The sequence below is a fragment of the Nitrospira sp. genome, from assembly GCA_016788885.1.
In the GTDB taxonomy this organism is placed as follows: domain Bacteria; phylum Nitrospirota; class Nitrospiria; order Nitrospirales; family Nitrospiraceae; genus Nitrospira_A.
In genome coordinates this window covers 1-11,547 of the sequence record JAEURX010000021.1, presented here as the reverse complement: position 1 = coordinate 11,547, position 11,547 = coordinate 1, and the positions used below count along the sequence as shown (strand labels likewise).

At 56.9% G+C, this 11,547-nt stretch carries 12 protein-coding genes and 1 tRNA gene; 9 read left to right on the top strand and 4 right to left on the bottom strand.

What is annotated here, in order from left to right; translation table 11 throughout:
• The coding region (locus JNL86_06270) for a putative toxin-antitoxin system toxin component, PIN family (protein MBL8042508.1) at positions 1-475 on the top strand (475 nt) is incomplete at its 5' end.
• Between the two features lie 299 nt (positions 476-774).
• Here JNL86_06270 and JNL86_06265 read toward each other — a convergent pair.
• Positions 775-1,221, bottom strand: a complete 447-nt coding sequence (locus tag JNL86_06265; protein MBL8042507.1) for a hypothetical protein — start codon at positions 1,219-1,221, stop codon at positions 775-777.
• Between the two features lie 491 nt (positions 1,222-1,712).
• Between JNL86_06265 and JNL86_06260 the strand changes: the two genes are divergently transcribed.
• Positions 1,713-2,216 (top strand): hypothetical protein, encoded by a 504-nt coding sequence (locus JNL86_06260; GenBank protein ID MBL8042506.1) that lies wholly within the window; start codon positions 1,713-1,715, stop codon positions 2,214-2,216.
• A 577-nt stretch (positions 2,217-2,793) separates the two neighbouring features.
• On the opposite strand, the gene JNL86_06255 is transcribed toward JNL86_06260, so the two are convergent.
• Positions 2,794-2,868 (bottom strand) — tRNA-Val (locus JNL86_06255).
• Between the two features lie 204 nt (positions 2,869-3,072).
• Between JNL86_06255 and trmFO the strand changes: the two genes are divergently transcribed.
• From trmFO to JNL86_06225, 6 genes are all read left to right on the top strand, one after another.
• A complete protein-coding gene (gene trmFO / locus JNL86_06250) occupies positions 3,073-4,389 on the top strand; it encodes a methylenetetrahydrofolate--tRNA-(uracil(54)-C(5))-methyltransferase (FADH(2)-oxidizing) TrmFO (protein MBL8042505.1) in 1,317 nt (438 codons plus the stop codon).
• A complete protein-coding gene (locus JNL86_06245; GenBank protein ID MBL8042504.1) occupies positions 4,362-5,318 on the top strand; it encodes a tyrosine recombinase XerC in 957 nt (318 codons plus the stop codon). The genes trmFO and JNL86_06245 overlap by 28 nt, the downstream gene beginning before the upstream one ends.
• Positions 5,315-5,851 (top strand): ATP-dependent protease subunit HslV, encoded by a 537-nt coding sequence (hslV, locus tag JNL86_06240; GenBank protein ID MBL8042503.1) that lies wholly within the window; start codon positions 5,315-5,317, stop codon positions 5,849-5,851. The genes JNL86_06245 and hslV overlap by 4 nt, the downstream gene beginning before the upstream one ends.
• A gap of 12 nt (positions 5,852-5,863) precedes the next feature.
• Complete coding sequence (hslU, locus tag JNL86_06235) at positions 5,864-7,267, top strand: ATP-dependent protease ATPase subunit HslU (GenBank protein ID MBL8042502.1); 1,404 nt, start codon at positions 5,864-5,866, stop codon at positions 7,265-7,267.
• 27 nt (positions 7,268-7,294) lie between these two features.
• Positions 7,295-8,191, top strand: coding sequence for an acetylglutamate kinase (gene argB, locus JNL86_06230; GenBank protein ID MBL8042501.1), 897 nt, complete (start codon positions 7,295-7,297; stop codon positions 8,189-8,191).
• 110 nt (positions 8,192-8,301) lie between these two features.
• Positions 8,302-9,000, top strand: a complete 699-nt coding sequence (locus JNL86_06225) for a hypothetical protein (GenBank protein ID MBL8042500.1) — start codon at positions 8,302-8,304, stop codon at positions 8,998-9,000.
• Between the two features lie 30 nt (positions 9,001-9,030).
• On the opposite strand, the gene JNL86_06220 is transcribed toward JNL86_06225, so the two are convergent.
• Positions 9,031-9,570, bottom strand: coding sequence for a gamma carbonic anhydrase family protein (locus tag JNL86_06220; protein ID MBL8042499.1), 540 nt, complete (start codon positions 9,568-9,570; stop codon positions 9,031-9,033).
• 84 nt (positions 9,571-9,654) lie between these two features.
• Between JNL86_06220 and rimO the strand changes: the two genes are divergently transcribed.
• A complete protein-coding gene (gene rimO / locus JNL86_06215) occupies positions 9,655-11,109 on the top strand; it encodes a 30S ribosomal protein S12 methylthiotransferase RimO (protein MBL8042498.1) in 1,455 nt (484 codons plus the stop codon).
• A gap of 41 nt (positions 11,110-11,150) precedes the next feature.
• On the opposite strand, the gene JNL86_06210 is transcribed toward rimO, so the two are convergent.
• Positions 11,151-11,547 (bottom strand): PDZ domain-containing protein (locus tag JNL86_06210; protein ID MBL8042497.1); only part of this gene is annotated, 397 nt, incomplete at its 5' end.

The following is an 11,547-nucleotide window of genomic DNA, read 5'->3' as shown; positions in this document are numbered from 1 at the left end:
CTGGGCGTCACCCCCGAACAGATTGCCGCTGAGGTTGCAGCGGTTCGGCGCGAGCGTGCGCGTCGTTCTTGATACCAATATTTTCGTGTCCGGCCTGTTGTCCGCCGCAGGGCCTCCTGCCCGGATCCTTCAGGCCGTCTTACAGCGCCGCCTCATCCCCGTCATGAGCCCCGATACCTTCGCGGAACTGGAAGCCGTTCTGCGTCGCCCCAAACTCCAGCGAGCGTTTACCCGAGCCGGGGTGAATATCACGAGCTTTCTGGAAACAATCCAAGCCGAAGTGCAGATCGTCGATCCCCATCCCACCAACACTCCTTTGCGTGATGCGCATGATCGACCATTTATCGATCTCATGGCGACCACACCTCCGCCTGAATATTTCGTCACCGGAGATAAGGATTTCGAGGCCTCACACTATAGCGGAGTGCCGGTTATTTCAGCCGCTGAGTTTGCCCGCATGCTCGCGCAGCGCTAGTCGATCCCTGGCTTGCTCACAATGCGAAGCTATGCGCACCGTTGCTTCGATCTCCGCTGGCAGCGAGGTACTCAGCGTCCGAACTACTGCAATGGGTGAAACACCGTGAGGGCTCGAAAGAGCTTGTCTGGTGAAGCGTGCCTGCTGGCTGTAGAAATGGATGCCTCATTCACTCACTTCTTCGCTCAATCAAAGTGTCCGCTCTGCAAACCAGAGACTCTAAGGATGAAGCAACACCTACCTCTGTTGCTTTATCTGTTCTTGTTCCAAAGCCGTAAGCAGTTCGGCGCTGCCTTTCCTTAAAGCCTGCAAATCAATGTCCCCTCGCCTCGCATGTACCGTCTAAAGCGTTCCCACGCATTGAATTTTGGAAGTGTTTCACCTGCGTACATATCCAAGTAATTCCAGAAATACTTTGACAGAAGCTTCCGCTCGACCTTCGTCAACTCCTCCCATAGACCTAGGTTATTCCATTCTCCCAATGTCCCGCAGAACTCATTGACGCTGATCTCATTGCCTAAGAACTTGCGGAGAAGTCTTCTCACAGGAAACGTCATAACATGACCTAGAATTTTGGGTTGTAGTGCCTGATGGTTCTTGTCCGTGGCGCTATTCCACCGGGTGAGTTCATTGGCCGCATCATAGGCAATGTTGACGGCGGCCACGGCCGTGGGGAAATTGGATGCGACGGCATTCTGCCGCAACTGTGTAATCCGGTTTCCACCCTTGTCATAGTTGTACGTCAACGCTTCAATCGTCGTCCGCCTTCCGATTTCGCCCTGACTCTGATCCTATCCCAGAACGCCAGGAATGCCTTCCAAACTTTTTTTGCGCACGGGTCAAAAACGAGCTGATCGTTAAGGAATTCCTGCGAGAAAGGTCTTTTTTACCTTCCCCACACAAGAAGTAAGGTAGAGTTGTGCATTATGAGAACCACGTGCAGAAAGACGCGTCCCCAATGAATGGCCCGAAGGAGTTGACAGTCAAACTGCGGGAGTATTCCAAGATGACGCTAGCGCGCATTTGTTTCAAAGTGCATTTGCTTGTGGTCGTGCTTATGGCCACATGTTTCCCCTCCTCTGCTAGCGCACTAAGTTGGCCAGGAAATGTTGGACTACTCGGGGAGGAAGCAGTTCAGTGTCTCGCAATCTCGGCAGAGGATGAGCATCAGGTTACAGACCGGCTAGGAACAGACGACGCCTATACTACCGCATGTCGTGTCACAGAATCGGTAGTCATGCTCTGGGCCGAACGCGGAGGGAATGCTGATTCATTGGGTGTGCTGGATCTCAAGAGAAATGGTAGTCCGATTGAACTCGGTCGTGGACTACCATGGATTGAGAAAACTCTTCGGGATAAAGCTGGAGTGCTCCATATTGTGGCAGGAAACGGAACGTTACGGGACGGTAATTGGGATGCTATCCTGTCGCTCTATTCCACGACAACCTGGAGCCGCATTGATTTAGCTAGAAGGTCTGGACCAGATAGCAACTTCATGGTTTGTCCGGAAGCAGGGGAGTACAACTACAGCTTCACGCCAAAGCTTGTTCAAGAATCCCATCGATACGAAGATCGTAACAGGGACGGTTTTGAGGATATTATTATTGAGACTGTAGAAACGTCTTGTTTGACGCATGAGTCCAAAGCCTCAACGGCAGTATTCCTCGCGACGATGCAGGGCTTTAAGAAGGCAACGCCTTCGAAGACTTCCCGGAAGCGGCCAGTCCGCTCTAAGTCGTAAATATGAAGCCCTGGCAGAGTTGGATGATTCACCAGGAGCTATGGACCTGCTGATGACTAACCCTCTTCCCAAGTATTAGTTAGCGCTTCAATTTTCGTCGGCTTCCCGACTTCGACCTGCCTCCGATCCTGTCCCAGAACCCGGGGAAAGCATTCCAAACTTTTTTTTCGCGTACCAGTCAAAACGAGTCGATTTTTGTTTGCTCCGTGTCCCGGCTCTGAACGATGCGGCACAATTGCCGCTCTGAGCGCAGCAAAGCGCACATACGCCTCCTTATGCGTACTTCCCTTCTTGCCTCGTCCTCCCGATAATCTGTCCTCGATTTGTCCCCTCGTGACCCCTAGTGGCCCTTTCCGGGGCCTTTGTTTCGGTACGGTGATTCGCCTAGGGCGAGACGAGCGGGAACAGGGCTCAAATGGAGGGAACGATGTTCAAGTCGGAGCGCGTCACACAGCAACACGTTTCTCCTGGCCGGGAGGCAAGGCGGGCCTGCGTCGCATGTCGACTGGCTGGGGCGCAGAGACGTGAGGACGGTGTTGCGGTTTTTAGAGTGCTGTCTCGGAAGTCGTTGAAAAATTGGTGGGCGATACAGGTATCGAACCTGTGGCCTCTTCCGTGTGAAGGAAGCGCTCTCCCACTGAGCTAATCGCCCGCACCGATCGCAGTCTAACATGGTCCGGCGAAAGGGAGCAACCAACTCGACGATGCTTGCCAGGAAGATTGTGCGGCTTGGTGGCCTGTGTCGAGGAGATGGCGGCTGCGTGGGCATGCGTGGCACCACCCTCCGTTTCTTGACATCGAGAAAAGGCGATTCTTACAATGTGCCTCCTTCCATCTTTTCAAAGGTTCCCCATTCATGCGTGAAGACATCGTCATCATCGGAGGCGGTCTGGCCGGCTCGGAAGCGGCCTGGCAGGCGGCACATCGCGGAGCCAAGGTGACGCTCTATGAGATGCGTCCGAAAGAGACGACGAAAGCGCACAAAACCGGCGATCTGGCGGAACTCGTCTGTTCCAACTCGCTGGGATCGATGGATCCGCTCAATGCCCCCGGCATTCTCAAGGGCGAGATGCGGCGCCTGAACTCACTGGTGATTCGCGCAGCGGAAGAGGCGCGCGTGCCGGCCGGGTCAGCGCTGGCGGTGGATCGCGAGGTCTTCGCGCGTGCCATCACGCAGGCGCTGGAAGGACACCCCAATATTCGGATCATTCGCGAAGAGGTGACGGAGATCCCATCCGATGGCGTCACGATCATCGCCACCGGTCCGCTCACGTCAGACAAATTGTCGAAGGCGATCAGCGAACTGACGCACGAGCGACACCTCTATTTTTTCGATGCCATCTCACCCATCATCGACGCCGAGTCCATCAACATGGACATCGTGTATCGCGCGTCACGGTATGGAAAGGGCGGGGCGGACTATCTGAACTGCCCCATGGATGAAGCGGCGTATAATGCATTGTACGACGCCATGATGGCGGCAGAAAAAGTTCAGCCGAAAGAATTTGAAAAAGTTGCCTATTTTGAAAGCTGTATTCCCATCGAAGTCATGGCCGAGCGAGGACGGCAGACCATGCAGTTTGGGCCACTCAAGCCGGTGGGATTGGAAGACCCGAAAACCGGCAAGCGTCCCTATGCGGTCGTGCAGTTGCGGACCGAGAATGTCCACGGCACCTGCTACAACATGGTCGGATTTCAGACGAAGCTCACCTACCCGGAACAAAAGCGGGTATTTCGATTGATTCCAGGGCTGGAACAGGCGGAGTTTTTGCGGTTCGGCAGTCTGCATCGGAACACGTTCATCAATTCTCCCCAATTGTTGAGGGAGACCTTGCAGTTGAAGAGCCGCGGCACCGTGTTTTTCGCCGGACAATTGGTGGGAGTAGAAGGGTATACCGAGTCCGCCGCGATGGGAGGGATCGCCGGCATCAATGCGGCGCGAGGCCTGGCCGGTCAACCACTTGTCACGCCGCCACCCACCAGCGCGCACGGGTGCCTGATTGCGCATCTTACGAAAAGTGATCCGGCACATTTTCAGCCGATGAATACGAACTTCGGCCTGTTTCCGCCTGTCTCCGTCAAGACGCGTGACAAGGATCAGAAGCGGCGTCTCATCCAGCAACGAGCCGTCGAGGATTTTGACGCATGGATCGCGCAGTCCGGGATTTCCTAGACGTCCTGCTGGTGCAGGACGGCGCATCTCCTCAGACCGTTCGTGCGTATGCTTCCGATCTGGCTCAGTTTCAGGCCTTTGCCGGCACGGTATTGAATGCTCGTGGTGTGTTGCCACTTGAGTCGGTCAATTCGGCGTTAATTCGTGAGTTTCTCGCCGCCCGAGATCGCCAGGGGGACAAAAAAACCTCCTTGGCGAGAAAAGTGGCCTGCCTGCGCAGTTTCTTTCGCTATCTGGTGCGTGTCGGTCGTCTGCAGGTGAATCCGGCAGAGGAGGTGCACGCGCCGAAACTTCCCAAACCACTTCCTCAGGTTCTGACGAAGGATGATGCCGCTGCTCTGATGGAGTTTCCTGACGGGCCGCAGCCGGACATGTTGCGGGATCGTGCCATTCTCGAAACTCTCTATGCGACCGGTGCGCGCGTCAGTGAGTTGGTCGGGATGAATTGTGAAGATCTCTCTCGAAGTGAAGGTGTCGTGCGTGTTCGCGGCAAGGGACAAAAGGAACGCATCATCCCTATTAGCCGCCTCGCCCTTGAGGCCATCGAGGCGTACCATGCGCAAGTTGGCGCTGCGTCTCCCGCGTCCCTCAGGCGTGCTTCTGATACAGGGGCCGTCTTTCGCAATCGTCGCGGAGGTCGTTTGACCACCAGAACGGTTGCGCGCATTGTGGCCAAGTATTCCCAGCAGCTTGTCGGAGGGGCGATTCATCCGCACACGCTACGACACTCATTTGCCACGCATTTGCTTGATGAAGGGGCTGATCTCCGCGCGATTCAGGAAATGTTGGGGCACGTCTCGCTGAGTACGACACAGAAATATACCCATCTTGCGACGGACCAGCTACTCGCGTTATACGATCGCACGCACCCCCGTGCCAACACTGCCGGGGAAGCGGGAGCGGCGAACAAGCAGAAGGGCTCGCGATGAAGATTCGATCGACGACCGTTTTATGTGTGAGACGGGGCAATCAGGTGACGATGGGATGTGACGGACAAGTCACCGTCGGCACCACCGTCATGAAGCATAACGCCAGGAAAATGCGCCGTATGCATAACGATACGGTGTTGTCCGGTTTCGCCGGTGCCACGGCCGATGCCTTTACGCTGTTTGAGAAGTTTGAAGCCAAACTGGCTGAATATCGCGGGAACCTCACCAGGGCCGCTGTCGAATTAGCGAAAGACTGGCGAACCGATCGGGTCTTGCGGCGTTTGGAAGCATTGCTGGCGGTGGCCGATCTCGATCACTCTTTTATTATTTCCGGCACCGGCGATGTGGTGGAGCCGGAGGACGGCATTTTGGCGATCGGTTCCGGCGGACCCTATGCCTTGGCTTCCGCACGTGCCCTGCTGGCGCATTCCGAACTGGCCGCCGAACAGATTGTTCGGGAATCGCTGATGATCGCCGGCGGAATCGACATTTATACCAACCAACAGATTGTGATCGAATCGCTCACGCGTTAGGATCAGCCTGCCATGACGACCGAATCGACTTCACGCACCCTCAATGTGAATAGTCTCACGCCCCGGCAGATCGTCGAGGCGCTGGATCGCTATGTGATCGGCCAGCAGGATGCCAAGCGCATGGTCGCGATTGCCCTGCGCAACCGGTGGCGTCGTCAACAACTGGCTCCAGAGTTGCGTGATGAAGTCATGCCGAAGAACATCATTATGATCGGCCCCACCGGTGTCGGTAAAACTGAAATCGCCAGGCGGTTGGCGAAACTCGCGGAAGCGCCATTTATCAAAGTGGAAGCCTCAAAGTTTACCGAGGTCGGCTACGTCGGCCGGGACGTCGAATCCATCATTCGGGATCTCACCGAACAAGCGATCAGTTTGGTGAAGACGAAACATTTGGAAGATGTGCAAGGGAAGGCCTCGCGGCTCGGGGAAGAGCGGCTGCTCGACTTGCTGCTTCCCGGCGCGCCGTCCCGTTCGACTTCGGCAGGATTCGACCATGCCGGCTCGCGCGCCGAAGCTGCGGAGTCAACGGAATCGCCGGACGCCACGCGCTCGAAGCTGCGCTTGCAATTGCGCGAGGGCAAGCTGGATCAGCGGTCCGTCGAAGTTGAGGTCAAGGAACGGGCATTGCCGCTCGGGGTGATCTCGAATGCGGGCGGGATGGAAGATCTCGAAGGGAACCTCCGCGACATGCTGGGCGGCATGTTCCAGGGCAAGAAAAAGAAACGGGTGATGAAGGTTCCCGATGCCCTGAAGCACCTGACTCAGGAGGAAGCGCAGAAACTGATCGATATGGACGAGGTGGTGCGGGAGGCCATCACCAAAGTGGAGCAGACCGGGATCGTCTTTCTGGACGAGATCGACAAGATCGCCGGTCGTGAGCGCGCAATGGGCCCGGATGTGTCTCGTGAAGGGGTACAACGCGATCTCTTGCCGATTGTGGAAGGATCGACTGTCAGCACGAAACACGGGGCCGTGCAGACCGACCATATCCTCTTCATTGCCGCGGGAGCCTTCCATGTGGCCAAACCATCGGATTTGATTCCCGAGCTGCAGGGCCGGTTTCCCATACGTGTCGAATTGGCGCCGCTCACCAAAGAAGACTTTGTGCGTATCCTGACTGAACCGCGAGGAGCGTTGGTGCGCCAGTATCATGCGCTGATGGCGACGGAAGGGCTCACGGTGGAGTTTACCGAAGATGGCTTGGCGGAAATTGCGGCTACGGCGGTGCAGGTCAACGAACGTACAGAAAACATCGGCGCCCGGCGTCTGTTTACGATCATGGAGCGGCTGCTCGAACAGGTCTCGTTCGAAGGGTCGGAATTGCCGCAGAAGACGGTGGTCGTGGATGCCGCGTATGTACAGGAACGGTTGCTGAACATTGTGAAGGATCAGGACCTGAGCCGCTATATTTTGTAGGCGCAGCCAGGGAGCGAGGAGTGACGCATGAACAAACTGATTAAGAAAGCCGACGTGCTGATCGAGGCGCTGCCCTATATCCGGACGTTCAAGGGAAAAACTGTGGTCATCAAGTACGGGGGGCATGCGATGACCGATGCCTCGCTCAAAGCGCGGTTCGCACAGAATGTCGTGTTGCTGAAGTACGTCGGCTTGAACCCCGTGGTCGTGCATGGCGGCGGTCCACAAATTGATCAGATGCTGGATCGATTGGGGATGGAAGCGAAGTTTAAGCATGGCGTGCGGGTGACGGATGCGGCGACCATGGAAATTGTGGAGATGGTCCTCGCGGGCCGGATCAACATGGAAATCGTCGATCTACTCAATCGACACGGGGGCCAGGCGGTCGGACTGAGCGGCAAAGACGGCGGCTTGATGTTGACCAAGCCCTTGACGGCCAAGGCCTGGGCGGAAAGCATCGAAAAGGATATCGACGTCGAAGACCGCGACGCGGATTTCGGGTTTGTCGGAGACGTGAAGTCGATTGATCCCACATTGCTGCTGAAGCTTCAGGAAGATCATTACATTCCGGTCATCGCGCCCATCGGCACGGATCGGGAGGGCAATACGTACAACATCAATGCCGACCTGGTTGCTGGGGCGATCGCGGCGGCGTTGAAGGCGGAAAAACTGGTGATGTTGACCGATGTAAAGGGCATCCGGGATGCCAATGGCCGTCATCTCTCCACGGTCTCCCGCAAGGATGTGCAACGCATGGTGAAGCGCGGCACCATTAGCGAAGGCATGTTGCCGAAGGTGCATGCCTGTTTGGATGCCTTGGCCGGCGGCGTCGGAAAAGCGCATATCGTGGACGGCCGCGTGCCTCATGCCATTCTGCTGGAGATTTTTACTCACAAGGGTATCGGAACCGAGATCGTCTCGTAGTCAGTAACCAACCACGCGGGTGCACCTCAACCCACAGCGATGTGAACGGCCTCTGGTTCCGGCTTGTCGGGACTGAGGGCAAGGACTGCGTCGGCGCTGAATGGAGAAATATGGCGCGAAAGAGTGTGACGGTCGGCCCTGCTACCAGGCGGGCGATCAAGGAGATATTTTCCCGGCTCGACTATGCACAGCTAGGCCCGATTTATTGTGATGAAGGCGGCGATGAGTTTTGGGCAGCGAAACGGGGGCCCTGTCAACGTCTCGGCACGAAGGTGGCCACTGCGCTCAAGGTCAGACTCAAGCCGGGTGGGGCCAGTCTCTATGTGGGGGCTGGTGTTGCGGAGATTCCGCCGCTGGTGATGGAGACCCTTGAGTTGGATCGGCGCGTGGTGGCCTGCAATTTACGGCGCCAGGAGGTACAGGTTCTGAATCGTGCCTGTGGGGCAGTCCCCATCCGCTTTCAGCATCACGATGCTGGTTCGGTGAAACAGCGGGTGGATCACCTCTGGCTGGTCAGCGTGCTGAATGATCCTGAGCGCTTCCCGGAATTATCAGTGCTGTCGTACGGACGGGCAAATCCCGTGACGTTCAATGCGAAACAATTTGTCACGCAACAACGCACGGTGGCCCGATTGGTCGATCGTTGCCTGGGCCGATTGACTGTGCCCGGGTTGGTAACCACGACGGTTGAGGAGGCGGTATGGGTTGCCGAGTGGTGCCACCGGCGAGGCATTCCTTACCGGATTGAGCCGCGCACATACGCCTCACCCACCGTCGGAGATCCCATTTGTCTCATGCGGATCGGATGAGCGGCTTGCAGTGGATTGGGATTGCGCCGGCTAAACCCAAAACCCCGGGCGTGGTTTATCCGGTCCTGAGAGGTACTGGCGGGAATATCGGATATAGTTCTGTGCCGATTCCCGTATCCAGGCGAGCTCCTGCTCGGTCACCGGACGTTTGACCTTAGCCGGTGATCCCAGGATGAGGCTCTTGGGTGGAACGATGGTGCCTTCTGTCACGAGCGCTCCTGCGCCGACGACGGAGTCTTCCCCGATCACCGCGCCGTCCATGATGATGGCGCCCATTCCGACCAGCACCCGGTTCTGAATAGTGCAGCCGTGTAGCACGACGTTGTGACCGATGGTGACGTCGTCGCCGATGATGAGGGGATGGGTGTCATGTGTCACATGCAACATGCAGAGGTCCTGCACGTTGGTCCGGTTCCCGATACGAATGTAATTCACATCCCCGCGGATAACGGCATGGAACCAGGCACTGCACTCCTCGCCCATCACGACGTCGCCGATCACGACTGCCGTGTCTTCGATGAAGCAGGATTGCGGAACGGTGGGCTTGATGCCTTGGAAGGTCCGGATCATGCGCTCAATCTAGGATAGCGGCAGGACGAATAGCAAGAGACCTGGTTTGACAGACTTTTCCGCCGTCTCGTAGACTCACCGGTTATGGCTCCATCATTGATTACTCCCTCACGGGCGAAACGTAAGAAACCCACCATCGGCTTCGTGAATCTGGGTTGCTCAAAAAACCAGGTGGATTCCGAAGTCATGCTCGGCACCTTAGTGGCCGGCGGGTTCCAGCTGACCGGCGATGCGCGTGCCGCCGAAGTGGTCATCATCAATACCTGCGGCTTTATTGAAGAGGCCAAGCAGGAATCGATCAATAGCATCATCGAACATGGCCGTCTCAAGAAGTCCGGCTCTTGTCGCGTTTTGATCGCGGCCGGCTGTTTGGCTCAGCGTTATCAGGGCGAGCTGCTGAAGGAACTCCCTGAGTTGGATGGTGTGGTCGGAACCGGTGAATTCGGACGCATCGCAGACATCTGTCGCAGCCTGTTGGCTCCAAAGGCCCGCCAGCAACGTCTCTGGCTCGGGCAGCCGCCCTATCTTTATGATGCCGACACGCCGCGCGTCCGTTTAGGCACGCCGCACAGCGCCTACTTAAAAATCGCCGAAGGCTGTAACCGCAATTGTGCCTTCTGTGCGATTCCGATCATGCGCGGCAAGCAACGCAGCCGCCCGATCGAATCGATCGTGGCAGAGGCGAAGCGCTTGGCCAAAGAAGGGGTGAAGGAGCTGAACCTCATTTCCCAGGACACCATCAACTACGGGGTGGACCTTGGACTCAAACAGGGACTTACAACCCTGTTGCGTGAGTTGGTCACCGTGGACGATGTGCGATGGATCCGGCCCTTCTATCTGTATCCGCAGCAGGTCACGGACGAGTTGCTGGATCTGTATGCCGGTGAGGCGCGCATCACCAAGTATCTCGACATGCCGCTCCAACACATCAGCGACGGGATGCTCAAACGCATGCATCGCCTGGGAGACCGTAAGCATCTCACGACACTGGTGGAACGCATTCGAGCCAAAATTCCCGGCGTCTTTTTTCGAACCGCCTTTATCGTCGGGTTTCCCGGTGAGACCGATGCGCACTTTGAAGAATTGAAGCAGTTCGTGCTCGATATGGAATTCGATCGCGTGGCGGTCTTCCTCTATTCTGACGAGGAAGGCACGTCGGCCGTGAATCTCGATCGCAAAGTCGACCAGGCGGTGATGGAAGAACGCCGCAATGAGCTGCTGGCTCTGCAGGAGTCAATATCAGAATCCAAAAACCGTGACTACCTCGGCCGCACCATCGACGTGTTGGTGGATGGGGTGTCTGAGGAATCGGATCGGCTGCTGGAAGCCAGGCATCAGGGTTTGGCGCCTGAGATCGACGGCGTGGTGTATTGTGAACGCGGGGTTGCCAAGCCGGGTGACTTCATTTCGGTTACGGTGACAGATGTCGCCGGATACGATCTGATTGCCCAGCCTGTCGGCCAGGCCGACAAGCCCCACACGTCTTCCGCTTCTCCCGCGTTGCTCATGCCCAAAAAGACCGGAGCGGGTTACCGGTAAGCCTGCGCTCACCGGCACCCGCTCCATTTCGCTGCTCGAGCTTAGATCTTCGCGCTCAGATAGAGGGATGCACCGCGCCGGTTGATCAAGACCAGCACGGTTTGCCCTTTCTTGAGACTGGATGCGGCCCGATCGAACTCCTTCATGGATGTCACCGGCTTGCGGTTAATTTCTCGGATGATGTCACCGGGCATCAAACCGGCCCGTTCCGCCTCGCTTTCCGGGTCGACATTGGTGACCACGACTCCCTGAATCTTTCCCTTGAGCCCCAGTTCCTGAGCCGTTTCCCGATCAAGCTCCTGCACCGCGAGACCCGCCAATGGCTGGTCCGGGGATTCGATCTCCGCCTTGGCTACCTGCTGGGTATCCGGCAGTTCGGCCAGCGTGACGGATAGTTCTTGTTCATGGCCATCCCGCAACACTTTCACCGTGGCTTTG